Source organism: Streptomyces sp. NBC_00249 (genome assembly GCF_026342355.1).
GTDB lineage: Bacteria > Actinomycetota > Actinomycetes > Streptomycetales > Streptomycetaceae > Streptomyces.
On record NZ_JAPEMV010000001.1, the window covers coordinates 255,039 to 280,608 of the forward strand.

The window sequence follows — 25,570 nt, forward strand, 5'->3', positions numbered from 1 at the left end:
TCCCCGCGCCGCTCAGCGGGTCCGGCGGTCCGGCAGTACCCACCACAGGGCCCAGCAGCAGGTGGCCAGGGGAAGACCGTTCCAGAGGGCGACCCGGAGGATCTCCCAGCCCTGCAGCGACGGCAGGAACACGCCCACGACGGCGAACAGGGCGGTGTTCACCGTGGCGAACCACAGCCACCCCCGGACCGCCGAGGGGTGGGGGCGCAGCGAGGTGTTGAGGGCGGCCGTCACCAGGGCCATGAGGAAGACGACCAGCCCGCTGACCCGGTGGTTCCAGGGCAGTACGGCGGCTCCCGCCCAGACCAGCGCGATGCAGGCCACCCCGCGCACCGCCAGGGTCTGGGCCGGCTCCAGCCGGAGGGCGGGGCCGCGCCGCGGCGGCCGGGTGGCTCCGGCGGGCTCGGGGACGCCGGTGGACCCGGGTTCGTCGAAGCGCTCGGGTTCACCGAAGGGCGCGGGGCCGCCGATGTATACAGGTGCGCCGACGGGCCGGACCGCGAAGTGCGGCGCGGCCCCCTGGGCGTCGCCCGCCGCGACGGCCTCCAGTGCGGCCAGCGCCTGGTCGGCGGTGGCCCGCCGTGCGGGGTCCTTCGTGAGGAGCGCCGTCAGCACCGGGGCCAGCGCGCCCGCCCGCCCGGGCAGGGGCGGCTCCTGGGTGGCGATGGCGACGCACAGCGCGGTGAACGTCTCGGCGGTGAACGGCGGGCGTCCCTCGACCGCGCTGTAGAGCGTGGCCCCCAGCGACCACAGGTCCTGCGGGAGCGCCGGCGGCCGGCCCTCCAGCTGTTCGGGAGCCATGTAGGAGGGGGTCCCGATGACCGTCCCCGTGTGCGTGAGGGCCGTCGTGGCGTCCGCCAGGTGCGCGATGCCGAAATCCGTGATGATCACCCGGTCTCCCATCAGCAGCACGTTGTCCGGTTTCAGGTCCCGGTGGACGATCCCCGCCGCGTGCGCCTCCCGCAGTGCCTTCAGCAGCAGTACGCCGATCTCCGCGACCCGCCGCACCGGCAGCCCGCCCTCCCCGGCCACCACCGCGCCCAACGACAGGCCCGTCACGAACTCCATGACGATGACCGGGGCGCCCTCGTGCTCGACCACGTCGTGCACGGTGATGATCCCCGGATGGTTCAGCCGCGCCGCGGCCTTCGCCTCGCGCATCACCCGCTGGAGCAGCACCTCGCGCTGCTCCTCCCCCACGCCCTCCGGGAGCGTCACCTCCTTGACGGCGACCTCCCGGCCGAGGGTTTCGTCCCGGCCCCGCCAGACCCGGCCCATCCCGCCCCGGCCTATCAGCTCCAGGAGTTGGTACCGTCCACCGATCAACGCCCCGTTTGACTCTGCCACGGCGCACACCCTAACCCCCGCCCCGGACACCCGGCCCGGACCGGGCACTTCAGGCCGGGGTATCCGAAAACGGTCGCCTTACGGTCCGGATCGCGGCAGGTTCGCGGGCGCTCGGGGGAATGCCCCCGGGGCCGCGGTAGCCGACAGGTACGGTTTGGCCATGGATGTTGCCGGAACAAGTGCTACCGCTGAGAACACCGGGCCGCCGGAGGCCGTCAAGGCGATCGCTCGCGACCTGCTCGTGAAACTGGGCGCCGGGGGACTGTCCCTGGAGGCCGTCGCCCACGGCGGGGGCCTCGCCCTCGCCGAGGTGCGGGCCGTCTTCCCGCACCGGGACGACCTGTTGACCGCGCTGGTCGTCGACGCCTACGACGAGTCCGCCGCCGCGATGGAGCGGGCCGACCGGGCCGCCGTCGCCGCGGGGGCCCCGGCCGGGGCGCGGCTGCTGGCGGTGGCCCGTGCGCTGCGGGCGTGGTCCTTCGCGCACGCCGCCGAGTTCACCCTGATCTACGGCTCCCCCGTACCGGACTACCACGCTCCGCAGGAGACGGTGCCGCCCGCGTCCCGCACTCCCGCGGTGCTCGCCGCAATCATCCGTTCCGCGCTGGAGGCCGGCGCGCTCACCCCGCCCCGGCGGGCGGTGCCCGGGCCGCCGCTGCTGCGCCCGGAGGCCGTGGAGATGTTCGGGGGTGTGCCCGAGGCCCCGTTCTCGGACATCATCGAGCGCGGCATCGTGCTGTGGAGCAGCCTGATCGGGCTCCTGGTCTTCCAGGTCTTCAGCCGTACCCATGACAGCGTCCGGGACGAGTCCGCGTACTTCGACTTCGCCATCGCGGTGGCGGCCGAAGGCGTCGGGCTCGACGTCCCCGTGGACGAGAACACCACCACCGACTAGACCGTCTGCCGCGCGTGCGCGCGGCACCGGCGGGGAATCAGGCCGTGAACACCACTAGAACCCTCTGCTTCGTCATCGCGGCGCTCTCGTCGTACGCCGCGCTCGTCTACCGGCTGTTCCAAGTGCGGCGCAGCTGGCGGGACAACGCCTACCGCACCCTGGTCGTCACGCTGCTGCTCCAGTGCCTCACCTTCACCATGGGCGCCATAGCCATGGGTGACGGGAGCTTCCTGGGCGTCGGAAACCTCGCGATCCTGATGATGCACATATCGGCGGTCGCCTTCTGCGTGGCTGCCCAGATCATCCTGCTGCGCTGGGCCGTCCCCACCGAGGAGGCCGCGCGGAAGGCCCGTTACTGGCTGATCACCGGCATCGCCCTCAGCGTGCTCCTGATCGTGCTCTTCCTCGTCGCCGACGGCACGAACCGGCCGGCGACCGACTTCAACACCGGCAGCGGCCAGCCGCTGGTGCTCATCTACCTCCTGGTCTTCATCGTCTCCCAGGCGGTTCCGTGCGTCACCATCTTCCGCCAGTGCGGCCCTTACGCCCGGATGACCGGCAAGGCCTCGCTGCGGCAGGCGCTGCGCATGCTCTCGGTCGCCGCGGTGATCCTCTTCCTCTACTGCACCTGCCGGACCGTCAACATCCTCACGGCCGCGTGGGGGATCGACATCGGGGTCTGGCAGCTCGCGTCGAACGTCTTCAGCGCCCTGGGCATCCTGACCCTCTCGCTGAGCCTGACCATCTCCTCCTGGGAGGCGTCGGCGGCCAAACTACTGGACTGGGCGCGCAGTTACCGTTCGTACCGGGCCCTGTACCCGCTCTGGCGGGACCTGTACGAGGCCTCGCCCGACATCGTCCTGGAGCCCCCGGGCTCGGCTTCGGTCTCCGACCTCAACTACCGGCTCCACCGGCGGGTCATCGAGATCCGCGACGGGTGGCGGGACCTGCGCCCCTACATCGACCGTGCCGCGCCGGACGCGGGCGCCGGCGAGGCGGACGGCGGGGCGAGCGAGGAGCACCGGCAGGCGTTCGCGGAGGCGGCGCAGATCCGGCAGGCCCTGGACGCCAAGCGCGCCGGGACCATCCCGCACCACAGCAAGGACGCCGGCGATTTCGACGACCGGGACACGGACAACTTCTCCGCGGAAGTCGCCTGGCTCACCAAGGTGGCGTCTGTTTATCGTAAGCTCAGTAAAGCGGGTTGAGAGAGCTCCCGCCCGGTCTGCCCCCCGTCAGGCCGGGCGGGTTTCACGCCCCCGTGATCCCCCCGATTTCCCCCGTGACTCCCCCCGTGGTCCGGATCGGACCGGGCGGGATTCCCCCGCTCGGCCCGGCCCCCATCCCCCGGGGGCCGGTCCGAGCCGGGCCCATAACCAGCAGCCAACTCGGCTACCCCCGTAAGCGAAGTTAGCTGGCAGCTATCGGCGAGGTCCACGGTGGCGGAATCCGAGCAGATTGTCAACTGACCGCTAATCTGCAAAACTGGCAGATAGCTGAGAGCAATGCCGAGGAGGTGACGGAAGGGAGATTCGCAGTGCCCGAGATCGACGAACGGCCCGTGCTGGCAGTGCGTCTGGACAACCTCTTCAAGACGGTCCGCCCCAAGGGCAAGCACTGGACCAACGCAGAGGTGGCCGAGGAGCTGAAGCGGGCCAACCCCGAACTCAAGGCCGGCAGCGTCTACCTGTCGCAGCTGCGGACGGGCAAGCGCTCCAATCCCTCACCGGACCTGCTGGCCGCCCTCGCACGCTTCTTCGGCGTGTCGGTCGCCTACTTCTTCGACGACAAGGTCGCCGAGTCCGTGCTCAGCGAGGTCGCCGCCATCGAGGCGCTGCGGCAGGCCGGAGTCCGCTCCGTGGCGATGCGCGCGGCCGGGATGAAGAAGGAGAACCTCCAGGCCATCACCGCCATCATGGACCAGTACCGGCAGATGCAGGGCCTCCCGCCCGTCACCGATCCCTCCGAACCCGCAGAACGTACGGAATCGGAGTGAGGGTCACCGGGAAGGGGTGGTCCGCCGACCACGAGCGCCGCAGCCAGCTGAAGAAGCTGCGCAAGGACGGCGCGCGGCGGATCGCGGAGCTCGACCTGCCGGACGGGGCCGACATGGCCGAGCTGTGCCGCTACCTCGGGGAGATCCGCGACCGCCCCATCACCCTGGTCCCGATGCAGATGCCCGCGTCGCAGCCCTGCGGCATGTGGGTCGCCGCACGCGACGAGGACCTCATCTTCTACGACGCCAACACGACCAGCGCGCATCAGGAGCACATCATCTTGCACGAGCTGGGCCACATCATCTGCTGCCACCGCGGGGCCGGCGGGCTGGACGAGGCGGGTGCCCGCCTCCTCTTCCCCAGCCTGGACCCCGACCTCGTACGGGACATGCTCCTGCGCGCCACCTACGACGACGTCCAGGAACAGGAGGCGGAGGTCATCGCCTACCTGCTCTCCCAGCGGATGAGCGGCGCGGAGGAACGGCACGGCGCCGCCCCGGCCGCGGACGGCGGGACACCCGCGAAGGACGACATGCTCGACCGGATCGAACGCACCCTATTCTGACGCGGGGCGCTCACCCCCCGGCGGCCGCCACCTCCTCGGCCAGGATGGCCACGGCCCGCCGGATGTCGCCCTCGGAATGCTCGCTGGTGACGAAGAACCGCAGCCGCGAGAGCCCCTCCTCCACGGCGGGGTGGAAGATCGGGTCGACGACCACGCCCCGCTCGAACAGCCGGTCCGCGACGCGCAGGGTGCGGGCCGAGTCGCCGAGGAGGCACGGCACGATCGGGGTGTGCGCGCTGGAGCCCGTCGCCAGGCCCGCCGCGGCGGCCAGGCCGAGGAACAGCTCGGAGTTGCGCCGCAGCGCACGCACCCGGTCCGGCTCCGCTTCGATGATCTCGGTCGCCGCCAGCGCCGCCGCCGCGTTCGCCGGGGTCAGGCCGACGCTGTAGACGAAGCCGGGCAGGGTGTGCCGCAGCCAGCGCACCATGCGGGCCGAGCCGCCGAGGTAACCGCCGCAGCTGGCGAAGGACTTGGACAGGGTGCCCATCCACAGGTCCACGCCGGAGCGGTCGACGCCGAAGAACTCGCCGACGCCACGGCCCCGTTCGCCCACGGTGCCGATGCTGTGCGCCTCGTCGACCATCAACAGGGCGCCGTACCGCTTCTTCAGCTCGATGACGGCGGGCAGGTCGACCAGGTCGCCGTCCATGCTGTAAGCGCCCTCGACGACGATCAGCACCCTGCGGAACCGGGACCGGTTGGCCCGCAGCATGTGTTCCAGCTGTCCGGCGTCGTTGTGGGCGAACGGGCGCCGCGCCGCCCCCGACAGGGCGCATCCCTGGAGGATGCTGTCGTGGGCGAGCGCGTCGTGGAGGATCAGGTCCCCCGCGCCGACGAGGTGCCCGATGGCGGTGACGTTGGTGGCGTGGCCGCTCACCAGGGCCAGGCAGTCGTCGACACCGAGGAAGCCGGCGAGCGCCCGCTCCAGGCGTACGGTCAGGTCCCGTTCGCCGGACAGGGCCCGGCTGGCGGAGACCGAGGTGCCGTAGCGCTCCACCGCCCGCCGCGCGGCCTCGTTGACCGCCGGGTGGCCGGAGAGGCCCAGGTAGTTGTAGCTGCCGAAGGACAGGTACGCGCGGGAGCCGATCACGGTCGTGTCGCGGATGGTGCCCTGGTGGACCCGGAAGTACGGGAAGTCCGCGCCGCTCCCGGTGATCGCGCTCAGGCGCTGCTCGAACTGCCGCACCTCCGGGAAGTCGTCGACGGACGCGGTCGCCGCCTCCCACTCCCCCCGCTCGGCCGGCTCGACCGCCGCCTCCTCGGGGAGGGGCTCGCCGGCCGACGGCTCCGTGAGGTGCGGGCCGACGAGGGTGATCAGCCGGTCGATGGTGAGTCCGGGCGAGAACATCTCCTTGCTGACGAAGCCCGGCGCCCGCTTGCCCAGGGTGACCTCCAGCTCCTGCAGCATGAGGGAGTCGAAGCCGAGGTCGGTCGTGAGCGCCATCCGCCCGCTCAGGTCGGAGAGGGGGAAGACGCCGGTCCGTGAGACCGCGTCCAGGACCACGGTCGCGGCGGATGCCGCCCGCTCGGCCGACACGGCGGGCGCGGCGGGCCGGTGTTCCGCGGCGGGGGTGGCCGGTGCGTCTTCGGGCTCGGGCCGGGGTGCGACGTCGCGGGCCGACTCCTTCACCACCCAGTGGCGGCGCGGGGCGAGCGGGCTCGGCGGCAGGGTGCACGGGGGTGTCCGCCCGGTCACGGGACGGACCCCGGGGCCGGTGACGGCGCGTACGGCGAGCCGCTCCCACGCGGCCCGGCGTTCGGCTGCCGGCAGCGGGCCCGGCGCGGGGAGGGCCGGCTCCGGCCGGTCGCCCGCGGAGGGCACCGTACCGACGGCCATCCCGGGTCCCAGTTCCCCGGTGCGGCCCGCCTCCACGGCCTCGGCCGCCACCGTCAGCCGGGCCGCCGCGTCGGCGGCGTCCTCGACCACCACGGCCAGGCGCTCCGCGAAGGGGGTCCGGCGGGCCAGGGTGTCCGCGACCTCGGCCGGCGCGAGCCGGTCCTCCTCGACGGTGCGGGCCAGCTCCCGGGCGTAGCGGGCGAGTCCGGTGCGGTCGCGGGCGCTGAGCAGCAGGAGGTGCGGTGCGCCGTCCGGTGCGGGGCGGGCGGGCGCCCGCGGGCTCTGCTCGACCACGAGGTGGACGCCGGTACCGCCGAAGCCGAAGGCGCTGACGCCCGCCCGGCGCGGCTCGGCGGACTCCGGCCAGGGGGTGGGCTTCGTCGGTATCACCAGCCGGGCGGCGTCGAGGCCGGCGGGGTCGGCCGGCTCGAAGTCCGGCTGGGGCGGTACGACTCCCCGGTGGACGGCGAGGACGGTCTTGACGAGCCCGGCTATCCCGGCGGCGTTGAGCGAGTGCCCCACGACCGCCTTCACGGCCCCGAGGAAGGCGGGACCGCCGGAGGAGGGTCCCGCGCCGTGTTCGGTGCCCGCTCCGCGCAGTTCGCGCAGGACACCGATCTCGACGGGGTCGCCGACCCGGGTGCCGGTGCCGTGGGCTTCCAGGTAGCCCACCGAGTCCGGGCTCAGGTCCGCGTCTCGGTAGGCGCGGCGCAGTGCGCGCAGCTGGCCGGAGGCCTGGGGGTGCAGACCGCCCTGGACGGTGCCGTCGTTGGCCGTGCCCACGCCCCGGATCACGGCGTAGACGCGGTCGCCGGCGGCCAGCGCGTCGGTGAGGGGGCGCAGGACCAGGACCCCGCCGCCCTCCCCCAGGACGAAGCCGTCGGCCTCCCCGCCGAAGGGCAGGCACCTGCCGCTGCGCGAGAGGGCGCCGATCCGGCTCAGTCCCACCAGCAGGTCGGGGGCGAGGATCAGCTGGGCGCCGCCGGCGAGGGCGATGCGGGTGCGGCCCGACCGCAGGGCGAACACGGCGTTGGCCACGGCCATCAGCCCGCCGGAGCAGGCCGAGTCCAGGGCGTAGCTCTCGCCGTGCAGGTCGAAGACCGAACTGATGGTGTTCGGGCCCATGTTGAGCAGGAGTCCGGCCACGGAGGTGCCGTGCAGTCCGTCGACGCCGCGGACGGCCGTCGGCCAGCGGGGATCGTCGACCCTGGCCCCGAACTCGCCTCCGGTCAGCTGGCGCATGCGGATCTGCATGGTGCTGAGCTCGCGGTAGCCGCTCTCGGTGAGGGAGGTGATGACGGAGGTCTCCTCGCGGTCGAAGCCCTCCACCTCCCAGCCCGCGTCCTGGACGGCCTCGCGGGCGAGGTCGATCAGCAGCCGGTGCTGGGGGTCCATCGACCGGGCGCGCCGGGGCGGGATGCCGTAGTGCGAAGCGTCGAAGTGGCCGACGTCCGGCAGCAGCGCCATCGTGTCCGTGTAGGAGGCGGACGCGTCGGCGAAGTTGTCGCTGAGGAAGGCGGCGCTGCGCCAGCGCGAGTCGGGGACGGTGGAGAACTGGGGCCGGGGGTCCGTGAGGAGCCGCCAGTACTGGTTGACGTCCCGGGCTCCGGGGAAGCGGCAGGCCATGCCCACGATCGCGATGTCGTCGCGCCGTGCGTCCGTGGGGGGCCGGGCGGGGTCCATGTGCTCGTTCGTCGTCACGGACGTGCCCCGGCACTGCCCGCCCGGTCGCGCCACCAGTCCACCGTCTCCTTGACCTGCTGGTCGAGGGGGGTGGCGCGGACCGCGAACTCGGCTTCGTAGGCGCTCGCGTCGACGACGAAGGGCTGGTCGAACTGGTAGCGGATCTCCTTGAGCTCGCGGAGCATCGGCGAGAGCAGCGAGCCGACGGCGAGGACGGCGGACGGCAGGCGGCGGACGGCGACCGGACCGGTGCCCGCCTGGGCGGCGAGGCGGTCGACCATCTCGCGTACGGACCGGGCGGGCTCCGTCGGGACGTGCCAGGCCCGGCCCCAGGCCCGTTCCTCGCCCGCGACCTCGACGAGGGCCCTGGCCACGTCGGGGAGGTAGGTCCAGCTGTGCGGGGCGTCCGGGTCCCCGAGGGTGGAGACCGGCTTGCCGCGCAGCAGCGGGGGCAGGACCCGTCCGGCCAGGTGCCCGCCGTCGGTCACGCCGGGGCCGAAGAAGTCCGAGGCCCTTACCTCGACCGCCTTGAGGCGGCCCTGTTCGTGCAGCGTCCGGGCCTGTTCCCAGACGGCGGTGCGCACCCGTCCCTTGGGGCCGGTCGCGGCGAGGGGCAGGCCCTCCGTCAGGGGGCCGTCGACGGGGCCGTAGCCGTAGAGGTTGCCGAGCAGGACGAGGACGGCGCCGGTCGCCTCGGCCGCCGCGCAGAGGGACGAGGCGAGGGGTGGCCAGGCGCTCGTCCAGCGGTGGTAGGGGGGTGCGGCGCAGCTGAAGACGGCGGCCGCGCCGCGTACGGCTTCGGTCAGCCGCGTGCTGTCGGTCGCGTCCAGCGCGACGTGCTCGATGCCGGGCTCCGGGGTGCGGCCCGACCTGGTCACGACCCTGACCGTGTGCCCCTGCTCGACGAGCAGTCGAGCAGTGGCCGCTCCGGCGGGTCCGAATCCGATTACCACGTAAAAACTCACGTGCGAACCCTACGGGGTGTCCCACATCGTGAGCACGAATCCAGCCGCCGGCGGAGCCCGGGCGCGTACACGGAAAAGCCCCGCCCTCCGTGCGGAGGGCGGGGCTTTCGTCGAGCGCTGGGCAGGCCTTGCACCTGCATTCCCCCACGGGAAGTGGGGTGTCTTTCCTTGGACCACCAACGCCGGTCCCACCACCGCGAGTCGCGGCCGGGAGCGTGAGATCGACTATATCCCACGGTTCCGGTTCCGCGACACCCCCGCCCGGCGCACGTTCCGCAGGTCAGGCGGCTCCTTCGGCCGCGTGACCCGGCGTGAACTCGCCCGCCCTGGCCGCCGCGAAGGCCGCCCCCGCCGCCCGCAGCGCCGCGGCCTCGTCGAGGGGGGCGCCCGTCGTCAGGAACCGGTAGTACAGCGGGGCCGAGACCGCCCGGATCACCTCGGCGGCGTCGGTGCCCGGCGGTACCTCGCCCCGCTCGACGGCCTGCCGTACGCAGGGCGCCCATTCCGCGACCCGGACCGCGTAGAAGCGGTGGAGGGCCTCGGCGGTGCGCTCGTCGCTGGTGGCGGCGGCGATCACCGCCTTGAACAGGGCCCCCTGGCGGGGATCGGCCAGGGTGCGCCGTACGAGCCCGGCGTTGGCCCGCAGGTCCTCCAGCAGCGAGCCCGTCTCGGTGCGCGGCAGGGACTGCTCCGCCATGTCCGCGAGCAGGTCCGCGACCAGGCCGGCGACGGTGCCCCAGCGCCGGTAGACGGTGGTCTTGCCCACCTCGGCCCGGCGGGCGACCTCGGCCAGGTCCAGCCCGGGGAAGCCGTGTTCGGCGAGCGTGTCACCGGCCGCCTCGAGTACGGCGGCGCGCACCCGGGCGGTCCGTCCGCCGGGGCGCACGGTGCCGGGCTCGGCCTCGGGCGTGGCCGTGTCCGGGGCCGTGTCCGAGGCCGCGGCGATGTCGCTGCTGTTGTCGTCCACGGGATCACTCTCCGCCATAACGGGTCTCCGGTTCCATTAGTGACGATCTCTTGCTACCTTGGGATCACCTTAAAGGTTCTGCGGTGCCATTAGTGCCGCTGTCGAAGGGATGTCGTCATGGAGTACAGGCAGCTCGGTACGTCCGGCCTCAAGGTCCCCGCCCTGAGCTTCGGGGCCGGCACCTTCGGCGGCCAGGGACCACTGTTCGGGGCCTGGGGCAGCACGGACGCACAGGAGGCGCGCCGCCTCGTGGACATCTGCATCGAGGCGGGCATCAACCTCTTCGACACCGCCGACGTCTACTCGGCCGGAGCCTCCGAAGAGGTGCTCGGGCAGGCCGTCAAGGGCCGCCGCGACCAGGTCCTGCTGTCCACCAAGGCGGGCCTGCCGACCGGCGACGGCCCCCTGGACGCCGGCACCTCGCGCTCCCGCCTGATCCGGGCGGTGGAAGACGCCCTGCGCCGCCTCGGCACCGACTACATCGACCTGTTCCAGCTCCACGGCTTCGACGCCGCCACCCCCGTCGAGGAGGTCCTGTCCACCCTCGACCAGCTGGTGCGGTCCGGGAAGATCCGCTACGTCGGCGTCTCCAACTTCGCGGGCTGGCAGCTGATGAAGTCCCTGTCGGCCGCCGAGCGGCACGGCTTCCCGCGCTACGCCGCCCACCAGGTCTACTACTCCCTCATCGGCCGCGACTACGAGTGGGACCTGATGCCGCTCGGCCAGGACCAGGGCGTCGGTGCGATGGTGTGGAGCCCCCTGGGCTGGGGCCGGCTCACCGGCAAGGTCCGCCGCGGCCGCCCGCTGCCCGCGCAGAGCCGGCTGCGCGAGACCGCCGACTACGGCCCGCCGGTCGAGGACGAGCACCTCTACGACGTGGTCGACGCCCTCGACGAGGTGGCGCACGAGACCGGCCGCACCATCCCGCAGGTGGCCATCAACTGGCTGCTGCGGCGGCCCACCGTCTCCTCGGTCATCGTCGGCGCCCGCAACGAGGAGCAGCTGCGCCAGAACATCGGGGCGGTCGGCTGGGAGCTGACGCCCGAGCAGGTGGCACGGCTCGACGCGGCGAGCCACCGGCCGGCCCCGTACCCGCACTTTCCCTACGAGCGCCAGGAGGGCTTCGCCCGGATCAACCCGCCGATGACCGCCCGGGGTTGACCGGAACCGGCACGACGGTGCGGCGCTTCAGGGCTTCAGCGCTTCAGCGCTTCAGGGTGCTGTAGCCCACCTCGAAGCGGTCGACGGAGACGACCTGCTGGCCCTCGCGCCGCGCGGTCTCCTCGCGGATGCGGGCGGCGGTCTCCTCGCTCGCCCGCATGCTCCGCTCGTCCTCCCACAGGGTCAGGGACACGGCCTTCCCGGAGACCCGGTCGACGAGGTAGTACGCGCCGAGGAACCCGGGGACGTCCTCCACCTGCTTGACGATCGCTTCCGATGGCGCGGTCAGGTCTCCCCCGTCCGGAACGGGTGAGCCCTGGTAGGTGCTCAGTCTCGCGAACATCGCCGAAACCCTCCTGCACGGCTGCCGGCCGGGCCGGACAGCTCAAGGACCAGCCTGCGGCAGCCGACGGCCCCCCGCACGCCGAGCGGCCCCGCGGCCCGTCCGGCGCGACAATGGGAGGGGAGGCGACCGAGGTGCCGTACATAGCCGTCACCGCCCTGAGCCATGCCGGGCTGGTCCGCGACCACAACGAGGACAGCCTCGCCGTGGGCCCGTGGACCCTGTGCGGCACCGTCACCGACAACCCGCAGACCCTCCTCTTCCCCTACGGCAGGCCGCTGGTCGTCGCGGTGGCGGACGGGCTCGGCGGGCATCCGGCGGGTGAGGTGGCCAGCGAGCTGGTCGTCCGCCGGCTCTCGGCGCTCGGACACTCCCTCGACGGCGAGCAGGCCCTCGGTGACGCGCTGGAGGCCTGCAACCGCGCCGTGTACGCAGCGACCGAAGGCCGCCCCGACCTGACCTCGATGGGGACCACCGTCGCCGGGATCCTCCTCCTCGCGGACTCCCTGCTGGTCTTCAACATCGGCGACAGCAAGGTGTACGCGGTGGGCCCGCAGGGCGGCCTGCGCCAGGTCAGCGTGGACGACAGCCCGCCGCTCCCGCCGGGGCGGCGCACCACGTCCGCCGTCACCCAGGTCCTCGGCGGCAGCCGCGCCTTCGGGACCGTCGTACCGCACGTGGCGGCCTTCGCCCCGGAGGAGGGCGCCCGCTACCTGGTGTGCAGCGACGGCCTGACCGACCCGGTGCCCGACGAGGTGATCGAAGGCCTGCTGCGCGGCGCGGGCGACGACCGCAGGGCCGCCTTCGCGCTGTGGAAGGCCGCCATCGAGGCCGGGGGCCCCGACAACATCACCCTCGCGCTCGTCCGCGCGGGAGGAAGCGACGAGGGCGACGGCGACGAAGGCGACGGCCCCGCACGCCACGGCCCCCGGTAATTCCCCCCGGAACGGGCGGTTATAGCGTGTCCTCCATGGACATCGAGAGCCCGAGCCGCACCGCGTTGGTCGAGGACCTGATGGGTCGCTTCCCCCACGTACCACGGGAAGCCGTCATCAAGGAGGACCTCCTGCGCGGCGGTATGGCCTTCGACGAGTCGGCGCTCAGCGGCACCGCCGACGGGGCCTCCGGCGACGTCAAGCCCAAGTCGTACTTCATCTTCTCCTTCGACCACCGCACCCTGCCGGAGCTCGGCGCGGCCGCGCTGAACCGGCCGCCGGAGGAGATCGTGCTCACGGGCGGCCCGTACGGTCTGCGCCGCACCGTGGTCTCCGTACGGGTCAATCCCGACTCCCCGTACGTCGTGAAGGGCGGCGAGGACGGCACGCTCGGCCTCTACCTGGACGGGGCGCGGATCGCCGACGTCGGCCTGCCGCCGATGCCGGAGTACTACCGGCACACGCTCGCGAACGGCAAGTCGGTGATGGAGGTCGCGCCGACGATCCAGTGGGGCTACCTCATCTACCTGACGGTCTTCCGGGTGTGCCAGTACTTCGGCGCCAAGGAGGAGTGCCAGTTCTGCGACATCAACCACAACTGGCGCCAGCACAAGGCCGCCGGCCGGCCCTACACGGGCGTGAAGCCGGTCGAGGAGGTGCTGGAGGCCCTGGAGATCATCGACCGGTACGACACCGCCGGGACCTCCCGCGCCTACACCCTCACCGGCGGGTCGATCACCTCGCAGGTCGCGGGCCGCGACGAGGCCGACTTCTACGGCCACTACGCGAAGGCCATCGAGGAGCGCTTCCCGGGCCGCTGGATCGGCAAGGTCGTCGCCCAGGCGCTGCCCAAGGCCGACGTGCAGCGTTTCCACGACTACGGGGTCCGGATCTACCACCCCAACTTCGAGGTGTGGGACCGCCGGCTGTTCGAGCTGCACTGCCCGGGCAAGGAGCGCTACGTCGGCCGCGACGAGTGGCACCGCAGGATCCTCGACTCCACCGAGGTGTTCGGTCCGCGCAACGTGATCCCCAACTTCGTGGCGGGCATCGAGATGGCCGAGCCGTTCGGCTTCACCAAGGTGAGCGAGGCCATCGAGTCCACCGCCGAGGGCCTGCGGTTCTTCATGTCGAACGGGGTCGTGCCGCGCTTCACGACCTGGTGCCCGGAGCCGACGACGCCGCTGGGGAAGGCCAACCCGCTGGGCGCGCCGCTGGAGTACCACATCCGCCTGCTGGAGACGTACCGGGCGACGCTGGAGGAGTACGGTCTGAGCTCCCCGCCCGGCTACGGCCCGGCGGGTCCCGGCCGGGCGGTGTTCTCGGTGAGCTCCTTCATGGACAGCCTGGAGGGACTGGAGGACCCGGCGGGCTGACGGGCTGACGGGCCGGCATCACGGGGCGGGCGGGACGATCTTCGGAGGGTGTGTCGTGGACAGGGCGTCGAGCGGTTCCGGGGACCGGGTGTCCGCGTGGGCGGTCGCGGACTCCGCCTGCTGGAGACGTACCGGGCGACGCTGGAGGAGTACGGTCTGAGCTCCCCGCCCGGCTACGGCCCGGCGGGTCCCGGCCGGGCGGTGTTCTCGGTGAGCTCCTTCATGGACAGCCTGGAGGGACTGGAGGACCCGGCGGGCTGACGGGCTGACGGGCCGGCATCACGGGGCGGGCGGGACGATCTTCGGAGGGTGTGTCGTGGACAGGGCGTCGAGCGGTTCCGGGGACCGGGTGTCCGCGTGGGCGGTCGCGGACGCCGTCAACGCGGGCCGGCTGTCGGCCCGTGAGGCGGCCGAGGCCGCCTTCGACCGGATCGCCCGGCTCGACCCCGGCGTCCGGGCCTTCACCGAGCTGTGGCCCGGCTGGGCGGCCGAGCGTGCGGCGGCCGTCGACGTACGGGTACGGGCGGGCGAGCGCCTGCCGCTGGCCGGGGTCCCGCTCGCCGTGAAGGGCACCGAGGGGCGTCAGTCGCTCCAGACCGCCCGGCTGGTGGAGGCCGGCTGCGTCCCCGTCGGCGCCACCTCCACCCCCGGGCCGGGCACCGGCTGGCAGACCTGGGGCGCCACGGAACACGGCCCGACCCGCAATCCCCACAACCCGCTCTGGAGTCCCGGGGGTTCCTCCGCCGGGTCGGCCGCCGCCGTGGCCGCCGGGATGGTGCCGCTGGCCACCGGCAGCGACGGCGCCGGGTCGGTGCGCATCCCGGCGGCCTGGTGCGGGGTACTCGGGCTCAAGCCGACCAACGGGAGCGTGCCCGCCCGGGACCGGGCCGGCCTGAACGTCGCCGGCCCCCTCGCCCGGGACGCGCGGGACGCCGCCGCCTACCTGAGCGTGCTCACCGGTACCCCGGTGGGGCCCCCGCCGCGCCCGCCGCTGCGGGGGCCGGTGGCCGTCTGGTCGGCGGACCTGGGCCTCACCGCGACGGATCCGGGGGTCGCCGCGACGGCGTACGCCCTCCTCGAAGCGCTGGCCGGCTCCGGGGCCCTGGTCCCGTGCGAGTTCCCCGTCCGGCTCACGGATCCTTCGGGGGCCTGGCGGAGCCTGCGCGGCCGCGCGGCCGACGCGCGCGCCCTCGAAGCGGCCGAACGGAGCCGGGCCGCGCTCCGCACGGAGCTGGACCGGCTCTTCGAGCGGGCCGACCTGCTGGCAACGCCCACCACCCCCAACCCGCCGCACGGCCACGAGGGGCCGGGCGAGGTCATGAGCGTCGCCCTGACCTGGGCGTTCAACATCAGCGGACACCCGGCGATCAGCATCCCCGCCGGCCTCACCCCGGCCGGCGAACCGGTCGGCCTCCAACTCGTCGCCCGCCCGGGCCGGGAGGACCTCCTCCTGGCCGTCGCGGCGGCCGCCGTCTAGTGCTGTGGCCGGGAAGGTTTGCCGGGTCGCGGTGTCCGGTGCGGTGCCTCGCAAGGCGGAGGGCCGCCGCTTGTACTGGACGTACTCGGGTGGTCCGACAACGCGGCGAGGTGCCGTGCCGGGCGCCGTGACACGGTGAACCTTTCCGGTCACAGCACTAGGGTCTGTCGTCCGCGACCGCGGCGGCGCCCGCTCTCCTGCTGCGGCCCTGGACGACGGGGCGGGCGCGCTGCGATGGGTCCGGGAGCAGGAGCGGGGGTGGGCGCGGGGGGACCGGTTCGGCTTCGCGGTCCGCGAACCCGGTACCGGCGGGGCGGCGCCCCGGCTCGCGGGCAACGTGGTCCTGAAGGATCTCACCGCGGGGGCCCGTTCCGCGCAGGTCGGCTACTGGACGGCGGCGTCGGCGCGCGGGCACGGCGTGGCCCCGCGCGCCCTGGAGGCGGTCACCGCCTGGGCCTTCGCCCGCTTCGGCGCCGAGGGGCTGGAACGGCTCGAACTGCGCCACCAGGTGGACAACGCGGCGTCCTGCCGTGTCGCGGAGAAGAGCGGTTACGGCTACGACAGCCTGCTGCCGGCGTTCCCGCCGGCCCCGGACCCCCGCCGGGGCGGGGGTCCGGGCCCCGGGGTCAGTGGATGACGCGGAAGCTGCGCCAGGGCCGGCTCTCGGGGGCCGTCACGTTCGAGAGGGTGGTGGCGACGTAGGTGCCGTCGGGCCGGTCCTCCTCATCCTCCGCGCAGTCGAGAGAGCGGTACAGGACGATGTCGACGAGGGTGTTGTTCTCGACGTGGGCGGCGCCCTTGGGCAGGGCGATGGGGTGGCAGCCCTTCACCAGGGTGTTCGAGTAGCTCAGCTCGACCGGCGAGTCGTGGGACCGGAACTTGAGCATGCCGACGGTGCTCCGTCCCAGGCCCGAGCAGGCGGTGGCGGTGAGCAGCAGTGCTGCGGCCCCGGCGATGACGCCGATATGCCGGCTGTGGGTCATGGCACGTCCTCGTCTGTGTGGCGGCTGTCCTGGGCACAGCCTGCCCCGGCCGCGTCCGGACGGCATCCGCTGCTCGGCTGGCCGGATGAACGGCCCTCGCGGAGCCGGCGCCGCGCCGCCCGGCCGGTCACGCACCGTACGCGGTCGTCGGCCATAGAGCGGGCTTATGGGTGCATCGGCCCGAGGTACCTACCGGCGCGTAGGTCCCGGGCGGAGGGTGGGAGTCGAGAACACGTTCCCCCGATGAAGCTGGGACAGCATGTACACCCTCCTCTTCCTTCTGATCTTCCTGTGCGTCATGGCGGTGCTCCAGGACCGGCCGGCCCGGATCCGGCTGCCGCTGTGGACGGCGACGCTGGCGCTCTCGGTGCTGGCGTTCCTGCCGCACGTCCTCGACCACACCTTCCACATCGCCCTCTGAACCACCGCGTCCGTTCCGAGGAGGAGACCTCAATCATGAGCAGCACCACCCTGACCCCCGCCCGGCCTTCCGGGTCCGCCGGACCCGCCGCGTCCGGAGCGGCCCCGCTCCCCCGCCGCCTGGGCATGTGGTTCGCCCACGCGTACGTCGTCGGGCTCTGCGGGACCCTGGCCGGCGCCTACTTCTTCCAGTTCGGGCTGTGGGAGTACCCCTGCCCCATGTGCCTGCTCCAGCGCATGTTCTTCCTGCTCAGCGCGCTGGGCCCGGCCTGGATCATCGCCCGCTCCCGCACGGGGGCGGTGACCTCGCGGGAGTGGGCCGGCGGCTGGGGCTGGGCGGTCGTGGCCGCACTCCTCGGTTCGACGGTCTCCGCGGCGCAGGTGCTGATGCACATCGTGCCCCCGGACCCCGGCTACGCCGGCGCCCTGTTCGGCCTGCACCTGTACACCTGGGCCCTGATCGCCTTCCTCGCCGCCGCGCTCGGCGCCGGCGCCGCGCTGTTCCTGACCTCCTGGGTGGAGCCCCTGGACGCCCCGGCCGCCTCTCCCGCTCTTCGCCGGGCCGCGACCGTCACCCTCGCGGTGCTGTTCGTCTTCGCCGCGAGCAACCTGCTCGCCTGCCTGCTGCTGCAGGGCTTCCACTGGCAGATGCCCGGGGACCCCACCGGATACCAGTTCTTCACCGACCTCGGGCTCTGAGCCCGGCCGTCAGCGCAGGCCGAGCCGGGCGGCGTAGGCGGCCGCGCCCTGCGCGTCCTGACCCGCCCAGCCGACGTGGCCGTCGGGGCGGACGAGGAAGACCCCGTCCCCGTAGGGCCCGTACGAGGGGATCCGTACGGTGCGGACGCCGGGGAGTCGCGGGGGCCGGGCCGCCGCTCCCACGGTGAGCAGGGTCCAGTGCGGGCCCTGGAAGGCCTCGAAGAGGCGGATGCCGTCGAGGGTTCCGTCGGGGGCGCGGTCGCCGGCGCGCAGGGCGTCCTCGGGCAGGCCGGTGCGGGTCTCGACGGCGAGCGAGGAGTGCCGGTACCCGAGCCCGAGCTGGCGGGTCGCGGCGCCGCGGCGGCTCTCGCCCCGGTGGATCCGGGTGGAGAGACCGAGCATTTCGGCGGCGACGGGCCGACGTTCCTCCTCGTAGGAGTCGAGGAGGGCGGCGGGGGCGCCGCCGCGCAGTACGGCGGCCAGCTTCCAGCCCAGGTTGTAGGCGTCCTGGACGCTGGTGTTGAGGCCCTGGCCGCCGGCGGGCGAGTGGATGTGGGCGGCGTCGCCGACGAGGAAGGCGCGGCCCTGGCGGAAGCGGTCGGCCAGCGCCGCGCGCGGCCGGAAGTCCGAGGCCCAGCGCACCTCGGTGACGTCCTCGGCGGCGAGGTGGGAGCGGGCCGCGACGGCCGCGCGGACGCCGTCGGGCGAGAGGTCGATCCGGGTGCCCTCCGGGAACTGTGCGGCGACCTGGAAGTCTTCGGTGCCGGCGAGCGGGCAGAGCGCGAGGAAGCCCTCGCCGCCGGCGGGCGGGAAGACGTGCCAGTGGTCGCGGTCGAGGCCCGGGACGCGGACGTCGGCGACGAGCATGGGGCGGGGGTCCACGCTCTCGCCGGTCATGGCGATGCCGAGGGCGCGGCGTACGGCGGACCGGCCGCCGTCGGCGGCGACGGCGTAGCGGGCGCGGACGGGCCCGCCCGAGGCGAAGGCGGCGGTCACCCCGTCCGGGTCCTGGGTGAAGCCCACCAGTTCCCGGCCGAAGGCCACCTCGCCGCCCAGTTCGGTGAGCCGCGCGTGCAGGATCCGCTGTGTCCGCCACTGCGGGACCATCCAGGGCTCGTGGTACGGGGCGCCCTCGGCCGGCGTGGCCTCGTCGTCGTCGAACATCCGGTGCTCGCCCTGGCGCTCGCCGTCCCGCCAGATCATTCCGGTCGGGTAGGGGCCGCCGGCGGCGCGGACGGCCCGGCCGACGCCGAGGTCGTCGAAGACCTCCAGGGTGCGGGGCTGGACGCCCTTGCCGCGCGAGCCCGGGAAGAGGTCCGCGGACCGTTCCACGAGCAGGGCGCGGACCCCGTGGCGGGCGAGGTCCACGGCGAGGGCGAGCCCGGCGGGGCCGGCTCCGACGATCAGTACGTCCGTTTCCATAACCATCTCCTTAACAGCGTTAAGCTCCATCCCCGGAGGATGTACTTAACGGTGTTAAGCTGTCAAGCGTGGCTACCCGGAGATCCCCCAAGCTCGACAAGAAGCAGGCCGTCGACACCGCGCTGACGCTGTTGAACGAGGTCGGCCTGGACGGCCTCAGCCTCCGGGCCATCGCGAAGGCCCTCGACGTCCAGGCCCCCGCCCTGTACTGGCACTTCAAGAACAAGCAGGAACTGCTCGACGAGATGGCGACGGAGATGCTGCGCCGGATGCCCTCGTCCGCGGCGGCCGCCCCGGACGCCCCCTGGCAGGAACGGCTCCTGGACGCCAACCGGGGTCTGCGCGCGGCCCTGCTCGGCTACCGCGACGGCGCGAAGGTCTTCAGCGGCACCCGCTTCACCGGCACCGAGCACGCGGCCGGGATGGAAGCGGTCCTGGGCGCCCTCGTGGCAGCCGGCTTCTCGCTCCCCCAGGCCGTCCGCGCGAGCACCACGGCCTACTTCTTCACCCTCGGCTTCGTCACCGAGGAACAGGGCGTCCAGCCGTTCCCGGGCGAACGCCGCGAGGGCTTCGACATCGAGGAACGGGCCGCGCGGATGGCCGGCTTCCCGCTCGCCGCGGCGGCGGGCGCCGGCCTCTTCGAGGAGTACGACGAGGGCTTCGAGGAGGGGCTGGGACTGCTGGTCGCGGGCATCGAGGCCCGGTACCTCACCGCCTGAAACCCCTCCACCGGCACCGGAACCAAGGCCGGAGCCCCGGCCGGGGCGGGGTTCCGCATGCCCGGGTGCCGGGGCCTGACGGTGCATGGGGCAGGATGGCAGCTCGTTCCGTTTGCGTACACGCGCTCGAACGAGGCCAGCCCGCAACACGAGCCGACAGGTGACAAGGTGACGACACAACACATACGGCGGCCGGCGTGGACACCCCTCCCCGCCGCCCCGGGCCCGCGCCCCTCGGAGGCAGTCCGTTGACCCGGGAACTCGTCCTCCACGACTGGATCGTGGCCGCCATCGCGCTCGCCTCCGGATGCGTGGCCGGTCTGCTGCTGCGCGGCCTCATGAGATGGCTCGGCAAGCACGCCAGCAGGACCCGGTGGAGCGGCGACGACATCATCGTCGACGCGCTGCGCACGATCGTCCCCTGGGCAGCCGTGATCACGGGCACGGCGGTGGCCTGTTCGGCGCTGCCGCTGACCGCACGGATCTCGGGCCTCGTCAACCAGTCGCTGACCGCCCTGTTCATCGTCATCGCCACGCTGGCCGCCGCCCGGGTCGTCGCCGGGCTCGTCCAGTCCGTCGCCGCCTCCCGGACCGGCGTCGCCGCGTCCGCCACCATCTTCGTCAACATCACGCGGATCGTGGTGCTCACGATGGGCGTCCTCGTGGCGCTGGAGACCGTCGGGGTGTCGATCGCACCACTGGTCACGGCCCTCGGGGTGGGCGGTCTGGCGGTGGCCCTGGCACTCCAGGACACCCTCGCGAACCTCTTCGCGGGCGTGCACATCCTCGCCTCGAAGACGGTGCAGCCCGGTGACTACATCCGGCTGAGCAGCGGCGAGGAGGGCTACGTCGTCGACATCAACTGGCGCAACAGCGTGGTCCGCAACCTGTCGAACAACCTGGTGATCATCCCCAACGGGCGCCTGGCGCGCACCAACATGACCAACTACACGCAGCCCGAGCAGAAGTTGTCGATCCTGGTCCAGGCCGGGGTCGGCTACGACAGCGACCTGGAGCACGTGGAGCGGGTGACGCTGGAGGTGGTCGACAGCGTGATGGCCGACATCGCGGGCGGAGTGCCGACCCACGAGGCGGCCGTACGCTTCCACACCTTCGCGGACTCCAGGATCAACTTCACGGTGATCCTGGGAGTCGGCGAGTTCAGCGACCAGTACCGCATCAAGCACGAGTTCATCAAGCGGCTGCACCAGCGGTACCGGGCCGAGGGCATCTCCATCCCCGCGCCCGCGCGGACCGTCTCGCTCCAGCAGGAGGGCCACCCGGCGCCGTCGGCGCCGCCGTTCCCCCACCAGCGGGAGGCATCGGCCCCGGTACCGGCGGAACGCGCCCGGTAGTGCGCGGTACGACAGCCCGCCCGCGACCGCCGGTCACTTCCGGCCGCGGGCGGGACGGGGGTTCTCCCCGGGCGGACCCGGGCGTCAGGCCAGGACGTAGCCCAGGGTTCCGCCGATGATCTGGCCCTCGCAGTCGACCTTGTGGGACTCGAAGATCTGACGGTTCTCCTTGCGCAGGCAGCGCAGCAGCGGGAGCGAGCCCACCCCGGCCGGCGGAGAGGCGTAGAGCCAGCCCAGCCGGGTCACGTACGTCTGGCCCTCGCAGTTGACGTCCGTGGTGGCGAAGTGGTCGCCGCGCACCACGCACAGGTACAGGGGCTGGGTGCCCGGGGCCGCGGAGGTGTGCAGCGTGCCGAGGGGGCCCTGCAGCTGGTAGCCGGCCGGGGCGTTCCACGGGGTGCTGATGGTGTCGGAGCTCTTGTGGTAGCGGTACAGGACGAAGGTCGGGGAGGTGACGGTCGGCTCGCCCGTGCAGAGGATGTCGACCGCGACCTGGACGTAGCCGTTGGGGAGCTGGTTGACGACGGTGGGGCCGGCCGTGATCCGGCACTGGGCCGGGGCGAACCCCCGGTTCGCCGCCTGGTCGAGTGCGGTGCGGACGGCCGCCTCGACCGCGATGTTGTAGGGGCCGCTGCCGAGGCCGCCGAAGTAGAGCTGGACCGGGCCGACGGCGGCGGCCGCCGCCGGCTGGGCCGGGGTGACGGGCGCGGGCGCGGCGTTCGCGGGGGTGACGAGGGCCAGTGCCAGCGCACCAGCGACTGCGGCGGATCCGATGGCGCGGCGGAGTAATCGCACGAAGGTGCCTCTTCCTCATGGGTGGCGGCGTGCAGAGCTGCCCGGCATTCCTATCAGCGCGCGCCGATCCCGGTGACCGGGTATCTCGGGGTATGTCCGGATCGGGCGTACGGGCGGCCGGGCAGGCCCTGTTGACGGCCGCCCGCCTCCACCGGTCGTCCGGTCAGCGCTGAGCGAGCTCGGAGGGGGCCTCCTGGACCGTCCAGCCGTTGCCGTCGGGGTCCTCGAAGGACATGAAGGAGTTCCAGGTGTCGCCCTTGCCGTCCTCCCAGCCCGTCGTTCCGAGGTGGCTCACCGGGGAGACGTCCACGCCGCGGGCCACGAGTTCGGCGCGGGCCTCCTCGATGTCGGTGACGCAGAGCTGGAGGCCGTGCAGCGTGCCGGGGGTCATGGTCCTCGTACCGGGCGCGGCGGGCATGCCGTGCAGCAGCGCGATGGAACAGCGGGAGCCGGGCGGGGTCAGCTGGATGACGCGCATCCCGGGTGCGACCTCGTCGTCGAGGTCGACGGCGAAGCCGACCCGGTCGGCGTAGAACTCCTTGGCCCGGTCCATGTCGCTGACGGGGACGGGGACGACTTCGAGCGTCCAGTTCACGGAAGGCCTCCTCATGGCGCCGCGGTGCGTCCAGCCTCCCGCACCGGGGCCGGTCAGCCGTTCAGGGCGGGCGCCTCGGCGCGTCCCGCTCCGCCGGCGCCGTCCCTGAGGGCCTCGCCCGTGCGGTAGAGCTCGACGAGGAGAGGGCGCAGGGCGCGGCCGGTCGCGGTGAGCGTGTAGCGGGTGCGGACCGGGAAGCCGGGGAGGCGCTGCTGGGTGACGAGTCCGCGTTCGACGAGGGTGTGCAGCCGGTCGGTGAGGACCTTGGGGCTGAGGTCCGGGAGCCGCTCGCGCAGGGCGCCGAAGGAGTGCGGGGAGTGCATCAGCTCGCGCAGGACCAGGGTGGTCCAGCGGCCGGACACCGCCGCCAGGGCGATCTCCACCGGGCAGTCCGGGTCCGGGCGCGGGCTGCGGCCGGGCGGGGAGGGGACCAGGTCGGTGTCCCAGGGCCGGCCGTCGGTTTCCGTTTGGTGACCCACGTCGCCGGAGGTTTGACTGCCGGCATGGACATAGCTACGGATCTCGCGCACGGTCATGCCCCCACTGTCACCCTGACGTCCGACGCGGTGCAACACCCGTCGGTCTTCGAGGCCGCTTTCAACTCCGGCAGCGCGCACGCCCTCGCCGCCGTGTACACCGAGGACGCCGTGTTCGTCCCGCGCGCCGGGGAACCGGTCGGCGGGGCGGAGCTGAGGGCGGCGAACTCCGCCTTCCAGTCGCTGGGACTGCCCATCCGCGTCCGCCCCCGGCACACCTACGTGGCCGGCGACACCGCGCTGCTGATCGTCGACTGGGTCATCGACGGGGAGGGGCCGGACGGGGAGCACGTCCACATCGAGGGCACGGCCACGGACGTGGCCCGGCGGGGTGCGGACGGGCTGTGGCGGTACCTCATCGACAACCCGTTCGGCACGGCGGACGGGGCCGGTGCGGGGGCGGAGGCGGGGGTCAGCGGGTGAGGGCGGCGTGGCGTCATTGCGCGCGGAGGAAGCGCTTGAGGGCGGCCACGTACTGCTGGGGGTGCGTCATGTGGGGGATGTGCCCCGCGCCTTCGAGGGTCTGGCGGCGGGCGTGGGGCAGGGATGCCGCGAGGCGGTCGAGGACGGCGCCCAGCCAGGCCGGGCTCAGGCCGCCGCCGCTCAGGAGTACGGGTGCGGGGCAGCGGGCGAGGCCGTCGAGGTCGAGGTCGGCCCAGTGGGGGTCGGACTGTTCGTCGAGCCAGGTGGGGGCGTTGCTCACGAACCTCTCCCGGGCCTGCGGGGGCAGCTGTTCCCACATGCCCGGACCCATGGCCACTTCCTCGACGAACAGCCGGGCGCCCGCCGCGTGTTCGCCCTCGCGCAGGAGCGCGAGGGCGGCCTCGATGGAGGCCGCCGCCGGGGCGAGTTCCGCGAGGGCCTGCGGGTCGCCGGCCAGGAGCGTGACGAGCGGGGGCTCGTGGGCGGTGACCGTACGGACGAGTTCGGGGCGGCGGGCGGCCAGGCCGAGGGCGACGGAGGCACCGAAGGAGTTCCCCGCCACGTGCGCGGGGCCGGGGCCGAGCTCCTCGATCACGGCGGCCAGGTCGTCCTCGTCCTGCCTGCGCGTGCCCTGGCCCGGCGCGTTCCCGCTGCGGCCGTGGCCTCGGCGGTCGTAGGCGATCACCCGGTAGGAGGCGCGGACGTCGGCCTCGACGGCGGGGAGCCAGGAGGTGTGGTCGTTCCACGAGCCGTGGACGAGGACCAGCGGGTCCCCTTCGCCGAAGACCTCGTAGAAGAGGCCGGGGCCTGCGGTGTGGAGGAGCGGCATGCCCTGACTCCCGGGGAACGTAGGGACCGACGGGGGCGGGGGGCCGCCCGAGGGTTCCTACCAGCGGCCGGGCGCCCGTATGCGGGGGAGCCGCCGCCTTCAGGCGAACGGCGCAACGGCGCGGGCGGCCGGCGCCCGTCGGCTACGCGCCCGTCGCGGCGGCTTCCGCCAGGGCGGCGAGGCGGGGGGCCAGCCCGGGGGTGGGGGGCAGCTCCAGCAGGAAGACCCAGGCGAACGCCGTGCCGAGGAGCGCGGCGTGGACCAGGGCGGGATCCGGAGGCTCCGTCAGTTCCCCGCGCACGAGGGCCCGTTCGAGGATGGCGGTCACCTCGGCCCGTTCCCCGGCGATGAAGGTGGCCTGGAAGCGGGCGGCGATCTGCGGCTGCTGCTTCAGCTCCGCGAGCAGGCCGGGGGTGGTGGCGGCGACGACCGGGTCGCCGAAGATGCCCAGGATCAGGCCCGCCAGCGCGGTGAGGTCCCCGCGCAACGAACCGGTGTCCGGCAGGGGTTCGGGTTCCCGTCCGTGCACGAGGGCGGAGAAGACCAGTTCGCCGCGCGAGGCGTGGCGGCGGTAGATGGCCGCCTTGCCCACACGCGCCCTGGCGGCCACGGCGTCCATGGTCAGCGCGGCGTACCCGGCTTCCCGCACCAACTCGCGTACCGCCGTGCGGATCGCGTCGTCCACGCGGGCGTCCCGCGGCCGGCCGGGGGGTTGCTTCGAAGGCTCCACGGGCCCATCATACGGAACTATGAGTATCGGAACGAGAAGTCTCGTAACCACCTCCGCCGATCCGGACCGCTCCCGATCCCGCTCCCTGACCGTCTGGGCGGGCCGCACCACCGTCGCCATCGGCCTCCTGCACCTCGTCTACTTCACCGTCAAATCCTGGTCCCGGTGGGACGACTGGGCGGGCGGCGCCCTGCGGAGCCGGGCCGCCATCGACGACCCCGCCAACTCCCCCTCGCTCAGCGCCTTCTGGGCCCTGCCCGGCAGCTTCGCCGTACCGCTGGTCCTGCTCGGGCTGCTGCTCGTCCGCATGGCCCGCACCGGCCAGGAGGTCCCCGGGTACGTGCCCTGGACCCTCGGGGCGTGGGTGCTGCTCTGCGCCGCGGTCCTGGAGCCCTCGGGCTTCCCCCTCGGCATCGTCCCGGTCGGCCTGCTCCTCGCCGCCCGGTACGGCCGCTCCGGTACGCCGACGGCCCCGCGCTAGGCTGCACGCCGCCCAGGTACCCGGAAAAGACAAGG

At 73.4% G+C, this 25,570-nt stretch carries 26 protein-coding genes and 2 pseudogenes; 16 read left to right on the plus strand and 12 right to left on the minus strand.

Annotation, left to right across the window (positions count from 1 at the left end; genetic code table 11):
* Nucleotides 1-12: 12 nt before the first annotated feature.
* Nucleotides 13-1,347 carry a serine/threonine-protein kinase gene (locus tag OOK31_RS01200; protein ID WP_267010414.1) on the minus strand — a complete coding sequence of 445 codons (1,335 nt, stop codon included), beginning with the start codon at nucleotides 1,345-1,347 and terminating at the stop codon, nucleotides 13-15.
* 160 nt (nucleotides 1,348-1,507) lie between these two features.
* Here OOK31_RS01200 and OOK31_RS01205 point away from each other — a divergent pair, with 160 nt between their 5' ends.
* The 4 genes from OOK31_RS01205 to OOK31_RS01220 all read left to right on the plus strand — a co-directional run bounded on the left by OOK31_RS01205 (nucleotide 1,508) and on the right by OOK31_RS01220 (nucleotide 4,804).
* The gene (locus OOK31_RS01205) at nucleotides 1,508-2,242 is read left to right on the plus strand and encodes a TetR-like C-terminal domain-containing protein (protein ID WP_267010415.1); all 735 of its coding nucleotides are present in this window, start codon (nucleotides 1,508-1,510) and stop codon (nucleotides 2,240-2,242) included.
* 44 nt (nucleotides 2,243-2,286) lie between these two features.
* Nucleotides 2,287-3,450: an MAB_1171c family putative transporter gene (locus tag OOK31_RS01210; protein WP_267010416.1), complete on the plus strand. Its 1,164-nt coding sequence runs from the start codon at nucleotides 2,287-2,289 to the stop codon at nucleotides 3,448-3,450.
* A gap of 329 nt (nucleotides 3,451-3,779) precedes the next feature.
* Nucleotides 3,780-4,238 (plus strand): helix-turn-helix domain-containing protein, encoded by a 459-nt coding sequence (locus OOK31_RS01215; protein ID WP_267010417.1) that lies wholly within the window; start codon nucleotides 3,780-3,782, stop codon nucleotides 4,236-4,238.
* The gene (locus OOK31_RS01220; RefSeq protein ID WP_267010418.1) at nucleotides 4,235-4,804 is read left to right on the plus strand and encodes a toxin; all 570 of its coding nucleotides are present in this window, start codon (nucleotides 4,235-4,237) and stop codon (nucleotides 4,802-4,804) included. The genes OOK31_RS01215 and OOK31_RS01220 overlap by 4 nt, the downstream gene beginning before the upstream one ends.
* A 10-nt stretch (nucleotides 4,805-4,814) precedes the next feature.
* Here OOK31_RS01220 and OOK31_RS01225 read toward each other — a convergent pair whose 3' ends face one another.
* From OOK31_RS01225 to OOK31_RS01235, 3 genes are all read right to left on the minus strand, one after another.
* Nucleotides 4,815-8,324, minus strand: coding sequence for an aminotransferase class I/II-fold pyridoxal phosphate-dependent enzyme (locus OOK31_RS01225; RefSeq protein ID WP_267011791.1), 3,510 nt, complete (start codon nucleotides 8,322-8,324; stop codon nucleotides 4,815-4,817).
* A 14-nt stretch (nucleotides 8,325-8,338) separates the two neighbouring features.
* Nucleotides 8,339-9,289, minus strand: coding sequence for an NAD-dependent epimerase/dehydratase family protein (locus tag OOK31_RS01230; RefSeq protein WP_267010419.1), 951 nt, complete (start codon nucleotides 9,287-9,289; stop codon nucleotides 8,339-8,341).
* Between the two features lie 280 nt (nucleotides 9,290-9,569).
* The gene (locus OOK31_RS01235) at nucleotides 9,570-10,235 is read right to left on the minus strand and encodes a TetR/AcrR family transcriptional regulator (protein WP_267011792.1); all 666 of its coding nucleotides are present in this window, start codon (nucleotides 10,233-10,235) and stop codon (nucleotides 9,570-9,572) included.
* A gap of 138 nt (nucleotides 10,236-10,373) precedes the next feature.
* On the opposite strand from OOK31_RS01235, the gene OOK31_RS01240 reads away from it, so the two are divergent.
* Nucleotides 10,374-11,417: an aldo/keto reductase gene (locus tag OOK31_RS01240; RefSeq protein WP_267010420.1), complete on the plus strand. Its 1,044-nt coding sequence runs from the start codon at nucleotides 10,374-10,376 to the stop codon at nucleotides 11,415-11,417.
* A 43-nt stretch (nucleotides 11,418-11,460) separates the two neighbouring features.
* On the opposite strand, the gene OOK31_RS01245 is transcribed toward OOK31_RS01240, so the two are convergent.
* Nucleotides 11,461-11,760: a hypothetical protein gene (locus OOK31_RS01245; protein ID WP_267010421.1), complete on the minus strand. Its 300-nt coding sequence runs from the start codon at nucleotides 11,758-11,760 to the stop codon at nucleotides 11,461-11,463.
* Between the two features lie 134 nt (nucleotides 11,761-11,894).
* Between OOK31_RS01245 and OOK31_RS01250 the strand changes: the two genes are divergently transcribed.
* The 5 genes and pseudogenes from OOK31_RS01250 to OOK31_RS01270 form a co-directional block, all read left to right on the plus strand.
* A complete protein-coding gene (locus tag OOK31_RS01250; protein WP_267010422.1) occupies nucleotides 11,895-12,695 on the plus strand; it encodes a PP2C family serine/threonine-protein phosphatase in 801 nt (266 codons plus the stop codon).
* Between the two features lie 35 nt (nucleotides 12,696-12,730).
* Nucleotides 12,731-14,071: a radical SAM protein gene (locus OOK31_RS01255; RefSeq protein ID WP_267010423.1), complete on the plus strand. Its 1,341-nt coding sequence runs from the start codon at nucleotides 12,731-12,733 to the stop codon at nucleotides 14,069-14,071.
* 111 nt (nucleotides 14,072-14,182) lie between these two features.
* Nucleotides 14,183-14,332: pseudogene (locus tag OOK31_RS01260) on the plus strand (radical SAM protein); the annotation flags it as partial.
* A gap of 55 nt (nucleotides 14,333-14,387) precedes the next feature.
* Nucleotides 14,388-15,548 (plus strand): amidase, encoded by a 1,161-nt coding sequence (locus OOK31_RS01265; protein WP_267010424.1) that lies wholly within the window; start codon nucleotides 14,388-14,390, stop codon nucleotides 15,546-15,548.
* 199 nt (nucleotides 15,549-15,747) lie between these two features.
* Nucleotides 15,748-16,185, plus strand: a pseudogene (locus tag OOK31_RS01270) (GNAT family N-acetyltransferase); the annotation flags it as partial.
* Here the strand turns inward: OOK31_RS01270 and OOK31_RS01275 are convergent.
* Nucleotides 16,175-16,531, minus strand: coding sequence for a hypothetical protein (locus OOK31_RS01275; protein ID WP_267010425.1), 357 nt, complete (start codon nucleotides 16,529-16,531; stop codon nucleotides 16,175-16,177). The pseudogene OOK31_RS01270 and the gene OOK31_RS01275 overlap by 11 nt on opposite strands.
* 259 nt (nucleotides 16,532-16,790) lie before the next feature.
* On the opposite strand from OOK31_RS01275, the gene OOK31_RS01280 reads away from it, so the two are divergent.
* Together OOK31_RS01280 and OOK31_RS01285 are read left to right on the plus strand one after the other, a co-directional pair.
* Nucleotides 16,791-16,952 (plus strand): hypothetical protein, encoded by a 162-nt coding sequence (locus OOK31_RS01280; protein ID WP_267010426.1) that lies wholly within the window; start codon nucleotides 16,791-16,793, stop codon nucleotides 16,950-16,952.
* A 35-nt stretch (nucleotides 16,953-16,987) separates the two neighbouring features.
* Nucleotides 16,988-17,650 (plus strand): disulfide bond formation protein B, encoded by a 663-nt coding sequence (locus tag OOK31_RS01285; protein WP_267010427.1) that lies wholly within the window; start codon nucleotides 16,988-16,990, stop codon nucleotides 17,648-17,650.
* Nucleotides 17,651-17,659: 9 nt separating this feature from the next.
* Here the strand turns inward: OOK31_RS01285 and OOK31_RS01290 are convergent, their stop codons facing one another.
* Entirely contained in the window at nucleotides 17,660-19,072 is a 1,413-nt protein-coding gene (locus tag OOK31_RS01290) for an FAD-dependent oxidoreductase (RefSeq protein WP_267010428.1), read from the minus strand.
* A 68-nt stretch (nucleotides 19,073-19,140) separates the two neighbouring features.
* On the opposite strand from OOK31_RS01290, the gene OOK31_RS01295 reads away from it, so the two are divergent.
* Nucleotides 19,141-19,791, plus strand: a complete 651-nt coding sequence (locus OOK31_RS01295; RefSeq protein ID WP_267010429.1) for a TetR/AcrR family transcriptional regulator C-terminal domain-containing protein — start codon at nucleotides 19,141-19,143, stop codon at nucleotides 19,789-19,791.
* A gap of 248 nt (nucleotides 19,792-20,039) precedes the next feature.
* Nucleotides 20,040-21,146 carry a mechanosensitive ion channel family protein gene (locus tag OOK31_RS01300; RefSeq protein ID WP_267011793.1) on the plus strand — a complete coding sequence of 369 codons (1,107 nt, stop codon included), beginning with the start codon at nucleotides 20,040-20,042 and terminating at the stop codon, nucleotides 21,144-21,146.
* Nucleotides 21,147-21,230: 84 nt separating this feature from the next.
* On the opposite strand, the gene OOK31_RS01305 is transcribed toward OOK31_RS01300, so the two are convergent.
* The 3 genes from OOK31_RS01305 to OOK31_RS01315 all read right to left on the minus strand — a co-directional run bounded on the left by OOK31_RS01305 (nucleotide 21,231) and on the right by OOK31_RS01315 (nucleotide 23,015).
* A complete protein-coding gene (locus tag OOK31_RS01305) occupies nucleotides 21,231-21,941 on the minus strand; it encodes a hypothetical protein (protein WP_267010430.1) in 711 nt (236 codons plus the stop codon).
* Between the two features lie 163 nt (nucleotides 21,942-22,104).
* Nucleotides 22,105-22,536 (minus strand): VOC family protein, encoded by a 432-nt coding sequence (locus OOK31_RS01310; protein WP_267010431.1) that lies wholly within the window; start codon nucleotides 22,534-22,536, stop codon nucleotides 22,105-22,107.
* A 53-nt stretch (nucleotides 22,537-22,589) separates the two neighbouring features.
* A complete protein-coding gene (locus OOK31_RS01315) occupies nucleotides 22,590-23,015 on the minus strand; it encodes a helix-turn-helix domain-containing protein (RefSeq protein ID WP_267010432.1) in 426 nt (141 codons plus the stop codon).
* A gap of 24 nt (nucleotides 23,016-23,039) precedes the next feature.
* Here OOK31_RS01315 and OOK31_RS01320 point away from each other — a divergent pair, with 24 nt between their 5' ends.
* Nucleotides 23,040-23,495 carry a DUF4440 domain-containing protein gene (locus OOK31_RS01320; protein ID WP_267010433.1) on the plus strand — a complete coding sequence of 152 codons (456 nt, stop codon included), beginning with the start codon at nucleotides 23,040-23,042 and terminating at the stop codon, nucleotides 23,493-23,495.
* A gap of 13 nt (nucleotides 23,496-23,508) precedes the next feature.
* Here the strand turns inward: OOK31_RS01320 and OOK31_RS01325 are convergent, their stop codons facing one another.
* Nucleotides 23,509-24,324, minus strand: coding sequence for an alpha/beta fold hydrolase (locus OOK31_RS01325; protein ID WP_267010434.1), 816 nt, complete (start codon nucleotides 24,322-24,324; stop codon nucleotides 23,509-23,511).
* Between the two features lie 142 nt (nucleotides 24,325-24,466).
* Nucleotides 24,467-25,054: a TetR/AcrR family transcriptional regulator gene (locus OOK31_RS01330; protein ID WP_267010435.1), complete on the minus strand. Its 588-nt coding sequence runs from the start codon at nucleotides 25,052-25,054 to the stop codon at nucleotides 24,467-24,469.
* Nucleotides 25,055-25,073: 19 nt separating this feature from the next.
* Here OOK31_RS01330 and OOK31_RS01335 point away from each other — a divergent pair, with 19 nt between their 5' ends.
* Nucleotides 25,074-25,535, plus strand: coding sequence for a DUF6463 family protein (locus OOK31_RS01335; RefSeq protein WP_267010436.1), 462 nt, complete (start codon nucleotides 25,074-25,076; stop codon nucleotides 25,533-25,535).
* The last annotated feature ends 35 nt before the right edge of the window (nucleotides 25,536-25,570 follow it).

Bases quoted from the DNA above. Each gene is read 5' to 3' on its own strand.
- OOK31_RS01205 (WP_267010415.1), top strand. From the start codon at position 1,508: ATGGATGTTGCCGGAACAAGTGCTACCGCTGAGAACACCGGGCCGCCG.
- OOK31_RS01225 (WP_267011791.1), bottom strand. From the start codon at position 8,324: ATGGACCCCGCCCGGCCCCCCACGGACGCACGGCGCGACGACATCGCG.
- OOK31_RS01240 (WP_267010420.1), top strand. From the start codon at position 10,374: ATGGAGTACAGGCAGCTCGGTACGTCCGGCCTCAAGGTCCCCGCCCTG.
- OOK31_RS01245 (WP_267010421.1), bottom strand. From the start codon at position 11,760: ATGTTCGCGAGACTGAGCACCTACCAGGGCTCACCCGTTCCGGACGGG.
- OOK31_RS01255 (WP_267010423.1), top strand. From the start codon at position 12,731: ATGGACATCGAGAGCCCGAGCCGCACCGCGTTGGTCGAGGACCTGATG.
- OOK31_RS01275 (WP_267010425.1), bottom strand. From the start codon at position 16,531: ATGACCCACAGCCGGCATATCGGCGTCATCGCCGGGGCCGCAGCACTG.
- OOK31_RS01280 (WP_267010426.1), top strand. From the start codon at position 16,791: ATGTACACCCTCCTCTTCCTTCTGATCTTCCTGTGCGTCATGGCGGTG.
- OOK31_RS01285 (WP_267010427.1), top strand. From the start codon at position 16,988: ATGAGCAGCACCACCCTGACCCCCGCCCGGCCTTCCGGGTCCGCCGGA.
- OOK31_RS01290 (WP_267010428.1), bottom strand. From the start codon at position 19,072: ATGGAAACGGACGTACTGATCGTCGGAGCCGGCCCCGCCGGGCTCGCC.
- OOK31_RS01320 (WP_267010433.1), top strand. From the start codon at position 23,040: ATGGACATAGCTACGGATCTCGCGCACGGTCATGCCCCCACTGTCACC.
- OOK31_RS01325 (WP_267010434.1), bottom strand. From the start codon at position 24,324: ATGCCGCTCCTCCACACCGCAGGCCCCGGCCTCTTCTACGAGGTCTTC.
- OOK31_RS01335 (WP_267010436.1), top strand. From the start codon at position 25,074: ATGAGTATCGGAACGAGAAGTCTCGTAACCACCTCCGCCGATCCGGAC.